The sequence below is a fragment of the Nostoc sp. genome (assembly GCF_036917975.1).
Lineage (GTDB): Bacteria > Cyanobacteriota > Cyanobacteriia > Cyanobacteriales > Nostocaceae > Nostoc.
Genome location: NZ_JBALEJ010000113.1, coordinates 22,478 through 43,496, shown reverse-complemented (window position 1 = coordinate 43,496; position 21,019 = coordinate 22,478). Strand labels below are relative to the sequence as shown.

15 protein-coding genes and 3 pseudogenes are annotated in these 21,019 nt (G+C 41.6%); 11 read left to right on the top strand and 7 right to left on the bottom strand.

Annotated elements, in window-relative coordinates; all coding sequences use genetic code 11:
- Window positions 1-174: 174 nt before the first annotated feature.
- Entirely contained in the window at window positions 175-1,686 is a 1,512-nt protein-coding gene (gene ilvA, locus V7K76_RS33765; RefSeq protein WP_334776869.1) for a threonine ammonia-lyase, biosynthetic, read from the bottom strand.
- A 241-nt stretch (window positions 1,687-1,927) separates the two neighbouring features.
- On the opposite strand from ilvA, the gene V7K76_RS33760 reads away from it, so the two are divergent.
- The 5 genes and pseudogenes from V7K76_RS33760 to V7K76_RS33740 all read left to right on the top strand — a co-directional run bounded on the left by V7K76_RS33760 (window position 1,928) and on the right by V7K76_RS33740 (window position 6,275).
- Entirely contained in the window at window positions 1,928-2,242 is a 315-nt protein-coding gene (locus tag V7K76_RS33760; protein ID WP_334776868.1) for an RNA recognition motif domain-containing protein, read from the top strand.
- A 144-nt stretch (window positions 2,243-2,386) separates the two neighbouring features.
- A pseudogene (gene rpsU / locus V7K76_RS33755) lies at window positions 2,387-2,503 on the top strand (30S ribosomal protein S21); the annotation flags it as partial.
- 115 nt (window positions 2,504-2,618) lie between these two features.
- Entirely contained in the window at window positions 2,619-3,125 is a 507-nt protein-coding gene (locus V7K76_RS33750; protein ID WP_334776866.1) for a hypothetical protein, read from the top strand.
- Window positions 3,126-4,068: 943 nt separating this feature from the next.
- Window positions 4,069-5,583: a beta strand repeat-containing protein gene (locus tag V7K76_RS33745; RefSeq protein WP_334953763.1), complete on the top strand. Its 1,515-nt coding sequence runs from the start codon at window positions 4,069-4,071 to the stop codon at window positions 5,581-5,583.
- 17 nt (window positions 5,584-5,600) lie between these two features.
- Window positions 5,601-6,275 carry a hypothetical protein gene (locus V7K76_RS33740; RefSeq protein ID WP_334953762.1) on the top strand — a complete coding sequence of 225 codons (675 nt, stop codon included), beginning with the start codon at window positions 5,601-5,603 and terminating at the stop codon, window positions 6,273-6,275.
- A gap of 316 nt (window positions 6,276-6,591) precedes the next feature.
- On the opposite strand, the gene V7K76_RS33735 is transcribed toward V7K76_RS33740, so the two are convergent.
- The 5 genes and pseudogenes from V7K76_RS33735 to V7K76_RS33720 all read right to left on the bottom strand — a co-directional run bounded on the left by V7K76_RS33735 (window position 6,592) and on the right by V7K76_RS33720 (window position 11,359).
- Entirely contained in the window at window positions 6,592-7,557 is a 966-nt protein-coding gene (locus V7K76_RS33735) for an acetamidase/formamidase family protein (RefSeq protein ID WP_334953761.1), read from the bottom strand.
- A 134-nt stretch (window positions 7,558-7,691) separates the two neighbouring features.
- Window positions 7,692-8,333, bottom strand: a pseudogene (locus V7K76_RS33730) (S-layer homology domain-containing protein); the annotation flags it as partial.
- 1,653 nt (window positions 8,334-9,986) lie between these two features.
- On the bottom strand, window positions 9,987-10,706 hold the full coding sequence (locus V7K76_RS33725) for a conjugal transfer protein TrbI (protein WP_334776862.1): 720 nt from the start codon (window positions 10,704-10,706) through the stop codon (window positions 9,987-9,989).
- A gap of 371 nt (window positions 10,707-11,077) precedes the next feature.
- Window positions 11,078-11,209 (bottom strand): NACHT C-terminal helical domain 2-containing protein, encoded by a 132-nt coding sequence (locus V7K76_RS34765; protein ID WP_442936253.1) that lies wholly within the window; start codon window positions 11,207-11,209, stop codon window positions 11,078-11,080.
- 18 nt (window positions 11,210-11,227) lie between these two features.
- Entirely contained in the window at window positions 11,228-11,359 is a 132-nt protein-coding gene (locus tag V7K76_RS33720; RefSeq protein ID WP_334776860.1) for a hypothetical protein, read from the bottom strand.
- A gap of 139 nt (window positions 11,360-11,498) precedes the next feature.
- Here V7K76_RS33720 and V7K76_RS33715 point away from each other — a divergent pair, with 139 nt between their 5' ends.
- The 4 genes from V7K76_RS33715 (at window position 11,499) to V7K76_RS33700 (ending at window position 16,913) form a co-directional block, all read left to right on the top strand.
- Window positions 11,499-12,647: a helix-turn-helix domain-containing protein gene (locus V7K76_RS33715; protein ID WP_334776858.1), complete on the top strand. Its 1,149-nt coding sequence runs from the start codon at window positions 11,499-11,501 to the stop codon at window positions 12,645-12,647.
- Between the two features lie 82 nt (window positions 12,648-12,729).
- Window positions 12,730-13,149, top strand: a complete 420-nt coding sequence (locus tag V7K76_RS33710) for a hypothetical protein (protein WP_334776856.1) — start codon at window positions 12,730-12,732, stop codon at window positions 13,147-13,149.
- A gap of 79 nt (window positions 13,150-13,228) precedes the next feature.
- Complete coding sequence (locus tag V7K76_RS33705) at window positions 13,229-13,543, top strand: ISAzo13-like element transposase-related protein (protein WP_334777021.1); 315 nt, start codon at window positions 13,229-13,231, stop codon at window positions 13,541-13,543.
- Window positions 13,544-13,886: 343 nt separating this feature from the next.
- Window positions 13,887-16,913: an SMC family ATPase gene (locus V7K76_RS33700; RefSeq protein WP_334953760.1), complete on the top strand. Its 3,027-nt coding sequence runs from the start codon at window positions 13,887-13,889 to the stop codon at window positions 16,911-16,913.
- A 36-nt stretch (window positions 16,914-16,949) separates the two neighbouring features.
- Here the strand turns inward: V7K76_RS33700 and V7K76_RS33695 are convergent, their stop codons facing one another.
- Window positions 16,950-18,356 carry a peptidoglycan-binding domain-containing protein gene (locus V7K76_RS33695; RefSeq protein ID WP_334776854.1) on the bottom strand — a complete coding sequence of 469 codons (1,407 nt, stop codon included), beginning with the start codon at window positions 18,354-18,356 and terminating at the stop codon, window positions 16,950-16,952.
- A gap of 306 nt (window positions 18,357-18,662) precedes the next feature.
- On the opposite strand from V7K76_RS33695, the pseudogene V7K76_RS33690 reads away from it, so the two are divergent.
- Window positions 18,663-19,625 (top strand): annotated as a pseudogene (locus V7K76_RS33690) (S-layer homology domain-containing protein); the annotation flags it as partial.
- A 651-nt stretch (window positions 19,626-20,276) separates the two neighbouring features.
- Window positions 20,277-21,017: a hypothetical protein gene (locus tag V7K76_RS33685; RefSeq protein WP_334776853.1), complete on the top strand. Its 741-nt coding sequence runs from the start codon at window positions 20,277-20,279 to the stop codon at window positions 21,015-21,017.
- Window positions 21,018-21,019 lie beyond the last annotated feature (2 nt).

Genomic DNA, 21,019 nt, shown 5'->3' with positions numbered 1-21,019 from the left:
ATTTTGGGTTTTCGAGACGCGATAAATCGCCGTCTCTACAAGTGTTTTGTTGCTCATTCTGAACTGTATTCCTCTATTACCTACTCCCTATCTTCCCCATCTTCCCCATCTTCCCCAGTCCCCAGTCCCCAGTTCCCAGTCCCCAGTCCCCAGTCCCCAGTCCCCAGCCCCTACCTATCCCAAAAACAACTTGTATGCCGGATTCTTGTTTTCATCCCAATAGCGATAGCCCAAATGATCGAGAAAAGCTTGCCACTCTTCCATCTCGTGGGGGGGAACTTGGATACCAACAACGATTCGTCCGTAGTCTGCGCCGTTGTTGCGATAGTGAAAAAGACTGATATTCCAGTTGGGACTCATGGAAGTAACAAACTTCATCAATGCGCCGGGACGTTCGGGAAACTCAAAACGATAGAGCAATTCATTGTGAGCCAGGAAAGAGTGCCCACCTACCATGTGCCGCAGATGTAACTTGGTTAGTTCGTCGTCCGTTAAATCAAGGGTTTCAAATCCATGAGCTTCAAAGGTTTCTACCATCTTTGCAGCATCAGCACGGTTTTGAATTTGCACACCTACAAAAATATGGGCTGTTTTTTCATCGGCAATGCGATAATTAAACTCGGTAAGATTACGGTTGCCAATACATTCACAAAACTGGCGAATACTTCCCCGTTCTTCTGGAATTGTAACTGCAAAGATCGCTTCGCGGCGTTCACCAAACTCTGCTCGTTCTGCGACAAAGCGGAGGCGATCAAAATTCATGTTTGCACCGCAGGCAATAGCGATTAAGGTTTCTCCCTGGATTTGTTCTCGTTCGACGTAAGCTTTAGCCGCTGCGATCGCTAATGCACCAGCCGGTTCTAAAATTGATCGCGTATCCTCAAACACGTCTTTAATCGCAGCACAAGTAGCGTCTGTATCCACCAAAATGATTTCATCTACATACTGCTGACATAAACGGAAGGTTTCTTCACCGACTTCTCGCACCGCCACGCCATCAGCAAATAACCCCACTTGCGACAAGCGCACCCGATGTCCAGCTTTGAGTGATTGAGACATCGCATCAGCATCTACTGGTTCAACACCAATAATCTTGATTTCGGGACGCAACCGTTTCACATAAGCCCCAATCCCAGAAATTAATCCACCTCCTCCAATTGCAACAAAAATCGCATGGATGGGTTGCTGATATTGCCGTAAAATTTCCATCCCGATTGTTCCTTGTCCGGCGATGACATGAGGATCGTCAAAGGGATGAATAAAGGTCAATCCTTTTTCTATTTCTAATTCACGGGCATAGCTATAAGCATCGTCGTAGGTGTTTCCATGTAACACAACTGCCCCGCCCCTCATTCTCACAGCGTCCACCTTGACTTGAGGCGTAGTTATTGGCATCACGATAATCGCTTTGGTTCCCAAGCGATTGGCTGCAAGGGCGACTCCTTGAGCATGGTTCCCCGCAGATGCCGCGATTACACCCTTTGCTAATACATCTGGTGGCAGTTGCACCATTTTGTTATAAGCACCCCGTAATTTAAAAGAAAATACTGACTGCATATCTTCACGTTTCAACAGGAGTTGATTATTCAGCCGCGCCGATAAATTTGGTGCATACTCAAGTGGTGTTTCCTGAGCAACATCATACACACGGGCAGTCAGGATTTGGATTAGGTAGTCGCAAAACATGGGCGTCAAGGTGTTAGCAAATGCTGGATGGAGATTAATTTTATGTTACAAGCGATCGCACTGGTTTTATTTCAAATTGAATTGCAATAAGTATAGTGTTGCTGATGAATATAACTTCTTCATTTATGTTAAAGTATGCGTGGAAGATGAAATTCGGCTATGTAGTTTGTTTTTATATATACTTGTATTACAGACCTCTCCGGATCTAAATCTCTACACCTTTTGATTCTGGACACATTTTATGTCAATTTACGTCGGTAATCTATCTTATGAGGTTAAAGAAGATGACCTCCGGCAAGTCTTTGCAGAATACGGAACTGTCAAAAATGTTCAATTGCCTATCGACCGAGAAACAGGTCGGGTAAGAGGTTTTGGCTTTGTAGAATTGGAATCAGACGCACAAGAACAAGCGGCGATTGATGCCCTTGATAATGCTGAATGGATGGGTCGAAATTTAAAAGTTAATAAAGCCAAGCCCAAGACAGATGGGGGTTCCTCTGGTGGTAGACGAGGAAACTATGGTGGTGGCGGTGGTGGTGATTCTCGCCGCTATTAAGTCTAAAAGCAAGAATTTAACTCTAAGGTCTTGAGGGCAGACAAGGCATCTGCTTTTTTTGTGATTTTGTTGACTTGAGTGTTGACCACAACCGAACCACTAATTTAAGTCATTTAGTAAACGTTATAGTATACTACAACCCAAATAATCACAGGCGAAAGTGAAGGGATTGAATCAGCCTTACGTCGATTTAAGCGGGAAGTATCCAAAGCGGGGATTTTTCCAGATATCAGAAAGCACCGTCACTTTGAAACGCCCCTGTAAAAGCTCAAACAGCGTAAGAGAAGTTTCCGCAATTCATTATAACTGTCTCTGATGAAGCCATGCGTTAGCGTCGGCGATCGCAGGTATCGTTTTTGTAATAGGTGTAGCAACCATGAACCCAGAAGCTAAACATATTGTTAGCGAACTAAGGCATAAGTTCTACTCTAACTTTGCTGCTGCTATGAGTATGCCAGTGATTATAACTGGTACATCTTATAGTAGTAATTCACCGATCGCATCTTGGATGGATCATAGGCAAAGACTGAACTACATGAATGTATACGCTTATACAGCACCCGATGAATTTGTCCCATTTCGCCCATTCATTCTTCGACTGGCTATTAACAAGAGTGCTGGTAGAGTGACGGTGTTCAGAAAAGGACAAGTATGCCTGGGTCTAAATTTAGTGTGGGATTTCGAGTTAACTGTACTACCAAAAGAGATATTAGACTTTCTTCCCTGGATAGTTAACTTAGTTGAGGCCCATGATAAAGGTTCGCCATTGTTGCTACAATCACCACCCCATTCATTTCAATTAAAAGTGTCAGAGGTCGGGTTATTTAATAACGCGTGGACTCAGAAAGCTTGGCTGCTTGCGAATTCGACAATATCTTTATAGTAGGCTGTCAAGTTTCAATTGATGGGTAAGCAAGTTTGTAATCTGACTTTTCCCCTTCCTGATATAGGAAGCGGATTATACCATTTCATGAAATACCTGATACAAATGATTTATCTCTAACTCTTTTCCCTTGCCCCCTGCTGCCTATTTGTATCAACCTTAAAGTGAAATGGTATTAGGGGGTTAGGTTTTTGTCGGCTTTTCCAATCATCGCTGATTTTTACTTTCCTTAAATAATACTATCGATCGCAACTTAATATTACATTAATTTATCATCATCTTTCGTGTTCTTTCTACATAGTAATAATGCAAATCCAGTTAATACAAATAATCCTGGTAATGTATTAGATTCATTTAGTAGTGTTGGTTCTGACGCTGGTGTTACATCAATGTCAAAAGATGGGGTGGAGTTAGTAAAAGTAAATCCATTTGAAACAGTTATACTTTCTCTAAAACTTATTCTTTAATCAAAGTAAAATTTTATTCTTTACCAAGTATTTACATACTCTTTACTTGAATCATTCATCTGTCTTTAGAAAGATTTTTATTTGAACTTCTATATACACATTTGACATATTAATGACACAACACTGACATAGATATAAATAAAATCTTAAAAAAAAAAGAACTGTCAGTTAATGAATTAATCTAATTAAATTCATCACAATTAAGTCAAACAATTAAGACTTAAATCTCAAAATGCTCTCAGTAGTTCACGAGAGTAAACTTGGCTATTTGGGAAAGTGTTTTAACCCTTCCCCTTTAACCTTTAATATGCACCCCAACCTGAAAAAGCACATTTTTGGGTTGGCAGACTAGTAGGGCGCTCGCAGTTTTTCAAATTAACTTTGATCTCTTTCTACAGGTAAACAGCAGAAAAATGCTTGCAGACTTATATCTGATGTCAAATTTTATACGATTTTAAACAATTGGAGTAATCGGAATGTCTACATTTACCGTCACTAATACAAATAACAGTGGTACAGGTTCACTGCGGCAGGCAGTGCTAGATGCTAATGCTCTTTCAGGAAAAGACATCATCAATTTTGGTGGGCTGTTTACAGATGGGCTGGCTCATACCATCAGTCTGCCTGGTAGTAGTCTGAGTATCACAGACAACCTGACTATTGAAGGCACAAATCCGAGCTTACTAACTATTAAGGATGATAGTGCGTCTCGTGTTTTTGACATTGCCAGTGGTGTAACATCTGCAATCAACGGGCTGACTATTACCAATAGCTACGATGAAGCTGGAGGTGGTGGTGGGATCTCCAATGAAGGCGTTCTTACCTTAAGCAACAGCATCATCACTGGCAACACAGCAAAGAGCAACACAACAGACCCCGATAACGGATACCTCCTCGGCGAGGGCGGCGGCATTCACAACACTGGCAGCCTGACAGTGAACCACAGCATCATCACTGGCAACACAGCAGATCAGGGCGGCGGCGGTATTTACAATGATGGAAGCCTGACCGTGAACTATAGCACTATGACTGGCAACACAGCAGATCAGGGCGGGGGCGGCATCCAAACCAACTATTTTGACGGTACTTCGATGATGCCTATAACAACCTTGAACTACAGCACCATCGCTGGCAACACAGCAAGTAGCGGTGGCGGCATCCAAAGCAGTGGCAGCCTCACCGTGAACTACAGCAGCATCACTGACAACACAGCAGCATATAGCGGCGGTGGCATTCAGAGTGACGACAACCCCGTAACTGTGAACCACAGCAACATTAGTGGGAACACAGCAGAGTACGGCGGCGGCATCAACATCACGGACGGTATCGGGGGTACTCCAATATCAGTGAGTAACAGCAGCATTAGTGACAACACAGCAAGTAACGGCGGCGGCATCTATATTACCGGGGGTACTCCAACTCTATCAGTGAATAACAGCAGCATTAGTGACAACACAGCAGGTAGCGGCGGCGGCATCTATATTGACGGCGACAACCCACTCTCTGCCACTATAACCGTGAGTAATAGCACCATTAGTGGTAACTCGGTACTCGGCGACGGCGGTGGAATCTATGATGGTGCCCCAGCCAATGGTATATATGATACCACTGGCGCTATCATAAATTTCCCCGGCTCAATCCCTTATAGTATCAATATAATTAACAGCATCATTAGTGGCAATTCGGCACAAGATGGCGGCGGTGGTGGTATTTATAACTACAACGGACAGTACAGTAATGCTACCTCCAGCACTATAAGCGTGAGTAACAGCATCATCAGTGGCAACACAGCACAATATGGCGGCGGCATCTATAATTTGGGTATTATAACCCTGAGTAATAGCATCATAAGCGGTAATTCGACATCCCTTACCTCCCCCCTCCTGACCCCGAGCTTGTTGAACCGAACGTTATTGATTCGGGGACAAACGGCGGTGGCATCTATAACGGGGGCTTTACCTACCCCGTCTACAAAGACCCTGATAATGTAGCTTATGGCAAACTAACGGTGATTAATAGCATTATTAGTAACAATTCTGCATCTAGTGGAGGCGGCATCTACAATAATGGTATCCTATCAGTGAGTTACAGCAGCATTAGTCATAACTATGCCAGGGACTACGGTGGTGGGATCTACAACTCTAGCTCTAACGAATTCAGCCTCTCCTACCCTGACTTTAACGAGTCCAGCAAGTACAATACATTAGGCATCGTTACGGTGACTCATAGCAGCATTAGTGGCAATACGGCACTTACTGCCGGCGGTGGCATCTACAATGATCCTGACCAAGACTTTGGCAAGATAGTGGAATTCCTTAAAGGCACTGATTTGTCAGCTAATATTACATACGACGGCTTAGGCATCGTTCAGGTGAGCTATAGCGTTATTAGTGACAACCAGGCACACTTTGGCGCTGGGATATACAACAATGCCACCTTAACAGTAGGCAACAGCATTATCAGGCACAATAAAGCTTTCGGAATCGAACTCAGTTCTAGTAAATTCGAGTCTGGTAAGGGTGGCGGTATTTACAACTCTAACTCTAGCTATGCCACTGCCACAATAGACTACAGCATCGTAGCTTGTAACTTTGACACACCCGAAGAGGATTCAAATAAGTTTATTAAGCTTGATAATATTGTAGGTAAATTCATCACCAAAGGTTCGTTAGTGAGAGTTTAGAACAATATTATTTTTGTCAAATTGTAATTTCGTAATTATCTATGAAAGCTTAAAATAGTGCATTAGACATCTCCGAAAAAGAATTGTTTTGACGTAGCACTGCTACGTCTCTACAAGGGTTATGGGTAACGCATATTTAATTTATGGAGATGTCTATTAGATGTAAGTTGGGTGGAGCGGAGCGCAACCCAACGTATATCAGGATGTTGGGTTACGCAAAGCCTCCACCCAACAAAGCAATTTTTTCACAACTTTGAGAAATCACCACCGTCCTAACCTATGTGACTACGGCTATATTTAGCCTTCTTCAATTGATTTAGATAAAGTCTAGCTTAGAAAAAATTGATTTGGGTAGCATTCCATGTACACCTTTTTGGGGACTGTTTACAACTTGAGTAATGTGAAAATTCACAGCTAAACTACATAATACATAAGCATCCTCTGGCGACAAATTTCCGAAGCGTTCCAGAAAATCAATCATGTTTTTTAAAGCCAATTCTAAGGCTTCATCTAAGGTTTGAGCAAAGCCCATTGTGATGATATGAGTTGGAGTTTCGGCAATTGGTGTTGTTAGTTGTAAATTCTTGCGAAGTTTCAGTGTGATTCTACCGTTCATGGAAGTTTCAATGGCGGTGACATTTACTTCGCCGTCTCCTTGTGCCGAATGTCCATCACCAATGGAAAATAATGCACCTGGTACGAAAATTGGCAAAAATAAACGAGAACCAGCTTGCAGTTCCCGATTGTCGATATTACCACCGTAAGAACCTGGTGGGATAGAAGTTCGAGAGGTTTCTGGAGTAGCGACACCAAGAATTCCAAAAAACGGTTTGAGGGGAATTTTTATGCCAGCACCTACCGGAAATTCAGCGATATTGTTTACCAAATTTAGAGGGATGAATCTCAAAGCAGGCTGAGGAAACTGATGTGGTAAAGCTCCCCAACCTCCACGAATGGCATTGAAGCCGACAGGTAAACGAGGTGCGATCGCATCTAATTGTACTTCTAAAACATCCCCTGGTTCGGCATCGCGCACATAAATCGGACCTGTGAGTAAATGCGGCCCTCCAGCAATTTTTCGTTCCGGGAGAAGATTTTGGCAGATGTCGAGAAATTCTGGTGTGAGAAACTCAGGTGGTGCTTTGTCGTAAACGTAGTAACCAGTATAAGTTTCTACGTCAACTGTATCGCCAGAGTCAATAATGAGTGCTGGTTTTAGCAGATTAGAAAAACCACCTAAATGCACAGTTTCTTTTGAGGCTTTTAAAATGTAATGAGTCACGTCGCTTTGCTCCGAATTCAAAATTCAAAATGACGCTCTCTACGAGACGCTGCGCGTAGCTTGCTTCCCCGTAGGGGTACGCGGACTCGCTAACGCTGCGCTAACAAAATTCAAAATTAATTGCTGAGTCTTAACACAACATAAGGCGAGTTAATTGCTGAGGCTTGATTAGAACTGACTAATGCTTGGTAGATAAAAGCTGCTACTTGCGCCCGTGTAGCATTTGCAGTTGGCTTCAGTAACTTCACATCAGGATAGTTCACCACAATTTGCTTTTCAGTGGCGGCTGCGATCGGGCTACGGGCATAGTTAGCGATGTTAGAGGCATCGTTGAAATATTGCAGAGTACTTTTAGTATTGCCGCCAGAAGTATATCCCAAACCATTAGCGAGGGAAACTAAAACCTGTTCGCGGGGAATAGCTTGGTTAGGCTCAAAGCGATTACCAGGATATCCTGATAAGAAACTAATCGCATAAGCTTCCTGAATAGCACTAGATGCCCAATAGTTATTTGGCACATCAGTAAAATTGATTGCCTGCCGTCGCTGTGCTTTTTGGAAAGCTTTATCGACCATCGCAGCAAATTGAGCGCGTGTCACCGATTCTTCTGGGCGGAAGGTGCCATCAGGAAATCCAGCAATTACACCTCGCTGAGATAATTGTTGAATAAATTGTGCTGCCCAATAGTCAGATGAAACATCAGAAAAAGCAGTTTGAGCTAAAGATAGCGGGGAACATCCCACTTTGGTAACTTTCTCTTGTGAAGGATAAGTCACTGGTTCACAAGCAAAACTTGCGAACTTAGACTCTACATCAGTCCGTGTGGGCGGATTTTGTTTATCTAGTTGCGATTTCCAATCACCAGATATTTTTTCTATAGTGGGATGCTTACTTAAAAACTCTGAGTCTGCAACAATATCATGAGGCCCCTTAACACTTATCTTAGAACTATTTATGTAGATATTATAATCATAAACAACGTTTGTATTTTTAGTATTGTTATTAATATCCTTCCCAGGAAAAGCATAGAGAATGTTCCTGAGAATTCTGACATCAGATGATGTATGAGCAAATATTTGCCCACCTTTAATTTCTGGACTCTGATTATTTAAAACCGCTGTGTTATTTACAATATCAACATGATCGCTGAAAAAGGCATGAATCCCCGATCCACCATTATCAAATGTAAGATTGTTTTGAACTAAAGTACGTCCTTTATATGCACCCAGTTTGGGGTTGCCATCATTTCTTGTACTATCGATAATAATGCCATTACCGTCTGTGATCTTTCCAACTGCAATCCAAGGGATGTACATACGATTGTTGTAAGTTTTGTTGTTGGTAACAAACATCTTGTATCCTTGGTTGTTGTCAAAATTCCAATTGCTCAACATCGAAATGCCACTGCAACCATAAACACTATACCAGGCATTATCGAACACCACATTATTATCTATCGTCACATAGTCCGATTGAATCGCTGAAATACCTGCTCCTCCACACCCATGCACTTTGTTGTTGACAATACGTATATGGTGACTATGACCATTTTTTTGTCCATCCACATTTATGCAGTTTCCACTTGTCAGTGGATTTTGTTTGTTAGCCTTCTCACTCATCGCATAATCAAGGGTTATATTGGCATTGTTTCCTACTACTTCCAGCCCGTTGATCTCGATATACGAAGCTCCACTTGAAATTAGGATACCGTTCCATGTATTGTGTTGGATTTTTGGGAAATGCCCAGGATATGCTTTATACCTAATCCAGGCATTTGCAGTTCCAGAACGTTTAATACTTATTACACTCCCATCTTTGGGTGAATTTGTGTATACTCCGTTCATAATCAAGACTGTATCACCAGGGTTGGTAAGGTCTGCTGCCTTTTGAATTGTCCTAAAGGCAGATGATGTAGAAAGTCCGCTATTGTTGTCGTTTCCACTACCACTAACATAGTATGTTTTCGGTGTTGCATTCGCGCTGATTAGCCCACGACTGGATAAGCTAATTTCCTTATTAGTGGAAACCTGACGGACGTTTTCAGCTAAAGATACTTTTATCCTTTGTCCCGGAGCCAAAATATTTAATACTACGGGAATTGCTAGATATGCGCTTAAACCGAAACCTTGAATTACCATAAGAAAAGGCTCCTTTATCGTCACTACTTAATAAAAGTACCAGGATATTTCGTAAGTTTGAATACTCTTTTGGATAGAGAATACAATAGAGTCAAATTTACTAGCTATCCCATAGCATACTTAAATAAGTATTCCAATAAATACTGATACTAATTAAGACGATATAGAGGGAAAAGACTTGCTGTTAAATATAATTTTTTCGGGTTAAAAATGAAGGCGATCGCACACTATAGTTAAAGTGGCGATCGCCTATCATAGGTGATTAAATTCACGACTTGAATGAAGTTAAATCTAGTAGCGAGATGATGGTACTAAATTCAAGTTAGAATTCAGTGTGATCTTTAAATCCTGTTCAGGTCTAAGGACAAAAGCATTTACTTCTTTTTTCCGCAATAGCACACTCGCACCTGCACCCGCAGCCGCACCGAGAACAGGTTTTAAATCGTCAATTCTGCGATTACCAGTAACTAGCGAACCTAAAATACCAACACCCCCACCAATAGCTGCGTCAGTTAAAACCTGATTGGTGCTAGGTCCCTGTGTAACTTTTTGAGTTGTGCTATATGTCCGAGAAGTCGCATTAATCGACTGACGCTGACCGTTAGAAAATTCTAATTCTTGAGCTACGAACCTTACGCCTTTTCCTTGGTTATCATCTGTATTTCTTGTATCTCTTGAATAACTATCTAAGTCAACAGATTCTAGCCGTCCATGTACTTTAGTACCAGCAGGAATCAAGACATTTCTATTTCTGTCGATAATATCGTTGGCTATTCTCAAGGTTATAGATTTACTTTCTCCAGGAGCAATAGTAATTGTCTCTTTTTCATAGGTGACAGGAAGAGCAACTCCAGAAGGAATGGTAGCGTTTCCGTATTGCCCAGTTCTGTTTTGTCCAATGTATTGAGCATTAGCAGGAGCCAAGTTAAATAAGGGGCTAATGGCGCTTGTAGTAACGGCCATTGCCATAAATGCAGCGGTTCCATATTTCCATTGATGTAGACGAGTCATAGAAGGGCATCCTTTGTGTATGTGATGTATTTAATGACGAGGATTCACTGAGTTTGTTTCTGACTGTTTTTGAACCTGTCTATAGGCGTATTCCGAAGATAAAAGTACTTATTATGATGTGGAGTATCTGCGATCGCAATCACTCTTCAGAATTTTTATCCTGCTAATGTGCGTCACTCCAAATTAGAGGCGAAACACTTATAAGACGCAAATGAGTATCATTTTGTTCCAAAATGCTGTTTTACTACTCATGTCCACATATCTAAGCCATTGAATAGAAGAGAATAAGCTGACTGCGAACTCTATACTTTCATTTTAGATTGATTTGCTAGGACTTGGGAAATATTTTCGCTTTTTTAACGAATCATTCACTATCTGTTATATGGGTATTTAAGATTGCTGCTGGCGCTGTTTAATCTCTGCGATCGGTAAAGCAAAGTATCTTCTATTTGCTGTCGTACTTCCTTGCTGACATAACAATCGCTATTTAGGCAATCTACCAGTAATTGATTAGTAGTGTATCAGTAATTATTTCTGGTTTTTACTAAATTTACAATCTTCAACTTTACCCATTGTTCGGTTGCAGGGTTGTAAGTTTGGCTGTGTTTGTCCACAGCATCACGGCGATAACCGTTACCTGTATTCTTTGTCATATCTTTATCACCTCCTTCAGACTGATGTAAAACTGCTTTGACATTTTTTGTTATAATTAAATAAAATAGTATCAACAACTTTGACACCTGTAGCAATGCTCCTTCGCAGCCGCTACGCTAACGCTCTCAAGAATCAGCCATGAAAGAGATCATTGCTGCGAACCTGAACCGCTACCGTAAAAGTTTAGGCTTGTCTCAAGAGCAACTTGCAGAACAAGCTGGGGTAACTCGCCAGAGCATCAATAACTACGAGAACGCCAAAACTTTACCAGACAGCAAAATCCTCTCTGCTCTGGCGAGTGTTTTGGGCATTACACTTGATGACTTGCTACGCTCACAAAGTGAAGGGCTACCCAATTTCCGGTTCCGCGCTCATGTAACATTCGACACGGCAGTTGCTACAACGTGGGGAACCCGCGCAACGCACTGCCTCAAAAGTGCCCAGTTTGCGGCCCAAGTGCTACGAATGCTGCAAACTTATAACGCCCTAGAACAAGCCGTTGGCTTACCAAGCTACAGCCCGGAAAGTACACCTTGCCATCAAGTAGAAGGCAACGAAAAGCACATTCAGACAATAGCTGCTTTGTTTCGCCATCGTCTGGGCTTGGGAGATGCTCCCATTGCCAACCTGTTTCAGTCTGTAGAAGAAATCGGCTTAAAAGTTTTACGCTCCTCCGTTCCCATTAAAGGTTTCTTTGGTTTGAGTGCTTGTAGTGATATTGAAGGTGCTTTTGTTTTGGTGAATACCCATAACATCACCATTGAACGTCAATTGTTTACCCTTGCACATGAGATTGGACACTTAATCTTTCACCGTGTAGAGTACCAAGACATTCTGATTGAAGAAGGAACCTCATATAAAGAAAAAGCACGAGAAAAGGTGGCTGATTACTTTGCCAGTCACCTACTTGTTCCTCAAGCTGAATTTGAGCGAATGTACTCGCTTACCAAAGATATTGTCAAACTCAAACGGCATTTTCGGGTAAGTTACCTAGTCATCTTGAATCGTTTAGCAGAAATGGACATCATTGATTTTGCCAAAGAGAAAGCCAAAATATGTGCAATTTATAAAAAGCAACATGATGGTACATCTTTGCAAAATTCAATGGAATTACCACCAGCACTAATTGTGGAGGATTATACAGAAAATGAACGTTATGAATTTCTAATTTGGCAGTCCTTAAAATTGGGCAAGATTTCAGAGATGAAAGCAGCAGAACTTCTCAACTTAACTGTTGAAAAACTGCGGGTGCGTCGTCAAGAAAATGAGGTTTATGCAGTCGCTTAACGGAACAATTCTTGACGCAACAGCACTCATTGATTTTCGCTGGCTCAACGAGTGAGGGTGGCTACAACAGCACTACAGCCCGTTGTACATTGCCCAGGAACTTCTAGACTCAGATCAACTGGAACCCCCAACTCGCCAAGCTGCTAACCAATACTTAACACCTGTGGCTCTTTCCACAGAAGAGATGTTTGCCAGTTTTCTAGAATTTAGCGTCAGAGCGCCCCTTTTGAGTGTCGCGGATCGATCTACAATTGCTATTGCCCGTCATCAATTGCTGATTTGTGCTAGTGATGATGGGCTAGTTGTTGAAACCTGTAAGGCATACGGTGTTACCTACACCAGAACACTGCGATTATTGACTGAGATGGTAAAGACAGGACACAAAACAGTGATAGAGGTGACGACAATGGCTGATTCATTAATCAAGGAGCGGGGTAAACACATTTCTCCCAAAGTTTTGACAGATGGGACAATAAATTTACAGAAGTATGCCGCAAGCTAAAAAATAAAATTTATATTTTTTGCATAATTGTTATGAAATGAATATATCTAACCTCAATTAATCTTCAGATTACCCAAGTATTTTAAGCTTAAGTCTGGATGCAAAAGCTCGTATAAATATCGGCTTATTTGACCTCGGAGGTAAAAATCGAGTGCCTACGGAAGCTGATAACCATAATTTCCACCAAAAAACAACTGGAACTCCTTACGATATCTCTGTTACAGAGCTTGATAATCTGTTTTTGTATTTTACAGAATCTAAAGTAACAGGTGATTATATCGTTGGAACTGTAGCAGATTTTTGGAAATCAGAAAGCTGGCAATTTTCCGAAAACTTTTCTATCAGTACATATATTGAACTGTTGATACCTCGGTCAAGGTCAAGCGATGTCTAAGACGGGCTACGCCTACGCAACTAGCCAATGACAAATTAGATAAGAAAGATCCCCGACTTCTTTGAGAAGTCGGGGATCTGTAACTTTCAATTCTCCCAAATCCCATAAGAATGTTTTCTTCTCAGACAACAGCAAGAAATAACAAAAGCCTCCCGGAGAGTTTCATTTTTCTCCGAAGACAGTAAAACTTTTTCATGCAACAAGAAAAATTCACTCATCATATTGTAAATTTTTGTAAATTTGATGTCTTCAAGACTAGAAACCTGATATCTAGATAGCTAAACTAACAAACAGTGCATCTGTACTGTTAATTATTAAAAGTAGATGTGGCGCTATAGCGTGAATGATCCCAGTACAACTTATCCTCAAAAACTTTCTCAGTTACCGTGATGCAACTTTAGATTTTGGTGGTTTGCATACGGCTTGTATTTGTGGTTCCAATGGTGCGGGTAAATCTTCTCTTTTAGAAGCAATCACTTGGGCGATTTGGGGTGAAAGCCGCGCCACTGCTGAAGATGATGTGATCTATTCTGGTGCAAAAGAAGTTCGGGTTGATTTTACTTTCCAAAGTAACCAGCAAAAATATCGGGTGATTCGCACCCGAATTCGGGGAGGTACTAGTGTCCTTGAATTTCAAATAGAAATACCATCTGGGTTTCGCTCACTCACTGGCAAAGGGGTAAGAGCAACCCAAGATTTGATTTTAGAACACATCAAGCTCGATTACGATACATTTATTAATTCTGCCTACTTACGTCAAGGTCGTGCAGATGAATTCATGCTCAAGCGTCCCACAGAACGCAAAGAAATTTTAGCGGAGTTATTAAAACTCAATCAGTATGATGATTTAGAAGAACGGGCAAAAGAATCTTCTCGTCAATTTAAAGCAAGGGCAGTAGAGTTAGAGCGTTCTTTGGAGTCGATAAAAATTCAGCTGCAACAACGCGAAATTACCCAAGCGCAAAGAGTGGAGTTAGAAGCCGAACTAAACCAACTGCAACAGGTGCAAGCTTTTGATAATATTCAATTACAAAATTTGCAAGTTATCCAGCACCAGCGCCAAAATTGGGAACAACAACTCAATTTTGTAAAGCAGCAATACCAAAATCTTACCCAAGATTGCGATCGCCTCCAACAAGAGCAATCAGCTATTGGCTCTCAGTTATCAGATTTAGAAAAAATATTACACCAAGAAGCTGAGATTAAAGCTGGATACGCCCAATATCAAAGTTTACAATCTCAAGAAGAAGCCTTTGCTGTCAAATTTGAAGAATACACTCGCGCTGGGCAAACTCGCCAACAAAAGCAACAACAGCTTACCAAACAAATTCACGAAATCGAACGGCAACTACAACAAGCCCAAGCGCAGCTAGAAGCTTTGCAGCAACAAGAGCGAGACATTCAGCAAACTCTCACCAAGTCGGGTGAAGTTGAAGCCGCTTTGTCACAGCTAACCGCAGCCCGTCACCATGTTGCTCGTCTAGATCAACTGCAAATGCAAGTGACTCCTTTATTGCAACAACGAGCAACTTTACAAAGCCAACTCGATCGCACTCATGCTGGTTTAGTAGCGCGACTCGAACAACTCCAAAGTACTGAGAACCAATTGCAACGCCAGCACCGCCGCCAACCGCAACTGCAACAAGCGGTGATGGATGTAGCAATTCAGATTGAGGAACTGGAGAAAAAGCGAGTTTATCTGCAACGAGTCCAAGAAAAAGGGCAAGAAAGGCGGCACTTTATTGAACGTCTGCAAGCTCATCAACGGGACTATGAAAAACTGCTGGGAGAATTAGAGCAGAAATTGCAAATGCTCCAAAATCCTGAAGCACTTTGTCCATTATGTGAGCGTCCTTTAGACGAACATCACTGGAGTCGAGTGGTGGAAAAAACCCAAAGTGAGTTAGAGGATACTCAAGGGCAGTTTTGGGTAGTCAGAGAACAAATGGCTGTGTCTGACCGAGAAATTCAGGTACTTAGGCAGGAATATCGCGATATATCCCAACAATTGGCGAGCTATGATGGTTTACGCGAACAACGGGGACAGTTGGCAGCACAATTAGAAGCGACAACTGACGTGCAACAACAGTTACAACAAATTGCTGCCGAAAAACAGCATTTAGAGCGATCGCTCCAAGCTGGTGATTACGCTCCCGATAAACAAGCCGAACTCCGGCAGCTAGACCAATATCTGCAACAAGCTAATTATAATGAACAAGACCACGCCCTGGCGCGGAGCGAAGTTGAGCGGTGGCGCTGGGCAGAAATTAAACAGGGACAAATTAAAGATGCGACTAAGCGACAAGCACAACTATTAGCCCGAAAACCAGAATTACAAGCGACTATTGCTCAATTACAAGCCAAAATTCAGCAAGATCAGATTGATTCTGAATGTGCTAAACAAATCGCCGCTCTTGAGCGTCACATTGCCGAAATTGGCTACAGTTCTGAGCAGCACAACAATTTGCGTATAGCTGCAAAGAAAGCTCAATCTTGGCATTTGCGGTATCAACAACTGCTATCAGCCCAGCAGCAGTATCCGCAACTCCAGACGAGATTGCAAGAGTTAGGGGAGTCTAGAAGCGCCAGATTAACCGAGCGGCAAAAACTCGGCGGCCAAATTGAAAGCATTATTCAGCAACTACAAGCAACAGCTAACCCATCTGCCCAAATTCAAGCTTTAGAGCAGCAGTTAGCAATCCGTAGACGGCAACTCGATGAGCAAATAACCAAGTTGGGGCGTTTAGAACAACTGGCGCATCAACTGGAAACGTTGCAAATTCAGTATGAAGAACAGCAGCAGCAATTACAAGCTTGCAAGCAGGAATATCGTGTTTATCAGGAATTAGCGCAAGCTTTTGGTAAAAATGGTATCCAAGCACTGATGATTGAGAATGTGTTACCGCAACTAGAAGCTGAGACAAATCAACTACTTTCGCGGTTGAGTGGAAATCAGTTTCATGTACAATTTATTACTCAAAAAGCTAGGCGCAGTGCTAAATCAACCAAGAAAAATGCCAAGCTGATAGACACCTTAGATATTTTAATCGCCGATTCTAGAGGAACACGAGCTTATGAAACTTACTCTGGTGGGGAAGCATTTAGAATTAACTTTGCCATTCGTTTAGCTTTGGCAAAATTATTAGCGCAACGGGCGGGGGCGGCGTTGCAATTGTTGATTGTAGATGAGGGTTTTGGTACACAGGATGCTGAAGGATGCGATCGCTTGATTGCCGCAATTAATGCCATCTCTTCCGATTTTGCCTGCATCCTCACTGTCACTCACATGCCCCACCTCAAAGAAGCCTTCCAAGCCAGGATTGAAGTGAATAAAACTCAAGAAGGTTCACAGTTGAGCTTGTCAATTTAATCAAATCTTCCCAGTCCCCAATCCCCAGTCCCCAATTTAATTGAATTTTACCCGTGCATCAATACCTAATGAGCGGAGCTTTTTTGTTAGCGTTTCTGCTTGGGTGCGATCGCTAAATGCTCCAGCATTCACATAATCCCCTAAATTGGATTGCTCCGCAACAGCATTGGGTATATATTGTTGCACTTTACTCAGAGTATCATTATTGGAAATTGGAATTATGACTCTGTAAGGATTATTAGCAACCAAGGTGTTGCCATTGGTAACAGGCACTACATATTCATTGGCAGGAGGTAATATATAGCGACCATTATTCTCAGTATAATTGCCCCCAGTTGAACCATTCAACCCTAACGCTTCCCAAGTTTCCCAATCTACATTTCCAGTCGAATTAAGTCGAGAAGATTGCTGGAATGCAATCACAGACTGTCTGGTATAATCGTTGAAAATTCCATCAGGGTTAGTATTAGAGAAGCCCAATTGCCCCAAACGCTCTTGAACTAATCTGACATTCTCTCCGCGATCGCCTAAAGTTAGATAATCTCTGCCCGATTGTTGAGTACCACCGGAGGCTCTACGCACTGAGTCCAAAACTTGGGCATTGGCGATGCCATCAACAGCTAGGCGGTTATTTCGCTGGAATGCAATTACAGCTTCTCTAGTCATTGGGCCAACATTTCCAGTGGCATTAGCATTTAAATAACCTAACTGCCGCAAACGCACTTGGAGTTCTCTCACCTGTTGAGTGGAAAGACTCGATCTTCCTGAAGTCTGAGAGGAACCCGCTAATGCGTTCCAAGTTTGTTGATTGACAATGCCGCTAGCAGGTATACGATAATTCCGCTGGAATGCAATTACAGCATCTTTAGTAATTCGTCCAAAATTCCCGGTGGGATTAGCATTAAAGTAGCCTAACTGCCGTAGACGCTGTTGCAATCTTGTCACGGCTGCACCAGTTTTACCTTGAGAGAGAGTAGGATATTGGCCAACTGGCGATGCCTGGATTGGGCTGCGCCTAAGCAATGTGCGATTAGAAGTTCTACTCTGACATGCTCGTTGCAAGGCTTGTTGAGTACTAATACCCACAACTCCATCAGCAGTGATTCTATTTGCTTGCTGAAATTTGATCACAGCATTTTGAGTCAAGCTAGCAAACTTGCCACTCACCGGGCCGTTAAAGTAGCCTAATTTTTTTAAACACCTCTGGCTGCTGCTAACTTCTGGCCCATTACTTCCTATTTTCTGAAGTGCTAAAGCTTGCCCAGCAATACTTAGAAGCCCCGTAATCAGTGCCACAGATAAAAGACGTATCGCCGCACTGCTAGATAACTTTTTCCAATTCAAAAATTTGAAATTAGCTACGGTAGGAACAACCTTGACGCTTTCAGATGCCTCATATTCCAAGGCGATCTCAGTTAAATAGCTATCTAACCCTGTTTTCACTTGCTTTTTTCAAGTTATTGCTAAACAGGATTATACCACGTTCTCTGTATTGTGCTTGTTTTTAGTATGATTCTTTACAATAAAATCCCCAAGTTAATTATGATATACAAACTTCTTTTACATCCACCCCATCCCTAAAGGGAGGGGATTCTAAGAAGTTACCTTACCACGCTGAGAGGCTCGGTAAATTGGGAGCATCCACTTTTGGCGGATCGCCCTCAGACTAGAAGTCTGGGGCTATACAAACTAAACCCACCTGCGCGGGTTTCAGAGAGTCCGCGTAGGCGGACTTCGTTTGTGTAGCCGCGATTTCCAATCAATTTTGCTGATGTACCAAGCAACTATTGGGCATCCAGCGCAATTGGGCAAGCTTATACTATTGGTTTCTTGGCAGGTTATCCTGGCAATCTCTTTAGACCAAACGAAGCTATTCCCCGCGAACAGGTTTTAGTTTCCCTCGCTAACGGTCTGCAATATAGCCCCAGTGGCAATACTGAAAGCACTCTGCAATATTTCAACGATGCCTCTAACATCGCTAGCTATGCCCGTAGCCCGATCGCAGCAGCAACCGAAAAGCAAATTGTAGTGAACTATCCGAATGTGAAGTTCCTGAATCCAACTGTAACTGCCACTCGCGCCCAGGTAGCAGCTTTCATCTATCAAGCATTAGTTAGTTCTAATCAAGCTTCAGCAATTAACTCGCCTTATGTTGTAGCTGTTGGGTCTACTACCCCAACACCCGTATCAGTCACAATTCCTCAAGGAACTGCTATTGCTGTGAAGTATGAGAAGGCCGAAAAAATTCTAGTGACAAAGGATGAAACATCACCTTTGACATTGACAGTATCGCAAAACGTGCTTACGCAAGACGGATCTGTAGTGATTCCTGCTGGTAGTCAAGTTATTGGTCAACTCAAACCTGCTACTGGTGGTTCTCAATTCGTTGCCCAGAAACTGGTTTTAACCAATGGTCAAGAGTATCAGCTTAATGCTACTTCTGACGTGATTACCAAAACTGAAACCGTCAACAAGGGTACTAGTACTAGTGCAATTATCAAGGATACTGTATTGGGCGCAGGTGCAGCAGCTGCGGTTTCTGCTGTTACAGGCGATCGCGCTATTGCCACAGAAGAAGTCTTGGGTGGCGCTGGTATCGGTGCATTGATTGGTCTGTTCTTCGGTAAGAAGAGTGTTGACTTAATTGCCATTGACCCAAATACCGATTTACAAATGACAATCAATCAGAATTTGTTGGTTTCACTTAAATAGTTATTAGTCCAAAGTTGTAACCCACAATCTGTTCGTATAGATTAGAAATAGGAGTGAAAATAAATGTAGAGACGTAGCAGTGCTACGTCTCTACAAGGGTTTTAGCCAACGAATAATTAATTTATGGAGATGTCTATTATTCTTGGGCTAACAGTTTACTGAATCTCTTTCAAAGCCTTGCTTGATCAGCAAAGCCAAAAAATCCTTATTTGGAACCAACCACCGAAAAACAAGGTTTTAAATATTCTCTGATGAGAGGAATAAAAGAGCATTAATCTGTTAATCTAAAATCAAATTGTAATATTAGTGTAAGTGCTGTATATTGTAGCTATATAGCATGTCACCCTAGTTTTTTCACCAAACTCAGCATTTTTATAAAATTTCTGAAACTTAGTTTCAGCAATAACCTCGCGCTATTTTTTATTGATTAAAGTGATGTAACGGTATCGGTTGGATGAGAAGGCTAAAGTCCTTACTGTAAAATCATTTCAGCAAAGTTTTTGTATCTCACTCAACTGCACACCTCCACAACAGCACTCCAGACGTAAGACAAGACTAATTTTTCTAGGATTTCTTAAAAATAATTTTAATGTTGGTACTTTCGCTCAAACGCTCAAATTAATCAGGTGGTAGAGAAAGGAGATAATGCTTATGAATCAAGATTTATTAGATATTATTAAATTACTTCAAGGATTTGTCCCTGGAGTGAAATTTACAGGTATCGAAGCTCTGGATCTAAAACTAGCAGATAAAATCGATATATCTGTTAATTTTAATTTCGGTATAATAGGTAATCAAAATAAGCCTATAGCTATAATGACTCCCAGAAATTCTAAAAGTAAAAGCTTAGAAACTTCGGTAGAGAATGTAAATGAATCTATTGCTTTTCTTCCAACTAATACATCAAAACAACAGAAAATAGAACCAGGAAGCAACATCAAATTAAATATTCAAAGTGTTCCTTTCAGTAGTGGATTACATTTAATCATTAATCAAAGAAATTGGTGGGATAAAAAAGGAAACCCAGAAGAGAAATCAGTGCTAATTGACAACATTAAATTAATCCCCATAGAGGAAAACGAGTGGGCATTGATTAAAACAATCGAAAATGCAGAACAATTTGGATTATGTCTTAATATAAATGGGGTTATAGAGTTAGAATTTCCCAGAAATAGTTCAAAACGATTTATAGATATAAATAATTTATCACCAGAATTGTCCGAAAACTTCAAGTTTACAGAGTATAAAGCTGGTGAAATTATCAAGCTCGAAGTAATTCCTGACTTAGTATTCTCATTAGAGAAAAACATAGTTAAAAAAACAATCTTAATTGAATATAAACCCAAAACCTCTCGTAAAGAATATTTTCTCTTTATTTTAGCTCAGGAGTAAAT

What these genes read in the sequence shown, in the direction of transcription:
- V7K76_RS33725 (WP_334776862.1), bottom strand. Translation starts at nt 10,706, where the DNA reads ATGACTCGTCTACATCAATGGAAATATGGAACCGCTGCATTTATGGCA.
- V7K76_RS33700 (WP_334953760.1), top strand. Translation starts at nt 13,887, where the DNA reads ATGATCCCAGTACAACTTATCCTCAAAAACTTTCTCAGTTACCGTGAT.
- ilvA (WP_334776869.1), bottom strand. Translation starts at nt 1,686, where the DNA reads ATGTTTTGCGACTACCTAATCCAAATCCTGACTGCCCGTGTGTATGAT.
- V7K76_RS33760 (WP_334776868.1), top strand. Translation starts at nt 1,928, where the DNA reads ATGTCAATTTACGTCGGTAATCTATCTTATGAGGTTAAAGAAGATGAC.
- V7K76_RS33685 (WP_334776853.1), top strand. Translation starts at nt 20,277, where the DNA reads ATGAATCAAGATTTATTAGATATTATTAAATTACTTCAAGGATTTGTC.
- V7K76_RS33715 (WP_334776858.1), top strand. Translation starts at nt 11,499, where the DNA reads ATGAAAGAGATCATTGCTGCGAACCTGAACCGCTACCGTAAAAGTTTA.
- V7K76_RS33720 (WP_334776860.1), bottom strand. Translation starts at nt 11,359, where the DNA reads ATGACAAAGAATACAGGTAACGGTTATCGCCGTGATGCTGTGGACAAA.
- V7K76_RS33745 (WP_334953763.1), top strand. Translation starts at nt 4,069, where the DNA reads ATGTCTACATTTACCGTCACTAATACAAATAACAGTGGTACAGGTTCA.
- V7K76_RS33750 (WP_334776866.1), top strand. Translation starts at nt 2,619, where the DNA reads ATGAACCCAGAAGCTAAACATATTGTTAGCGAACTAAGGCATAAGTTC.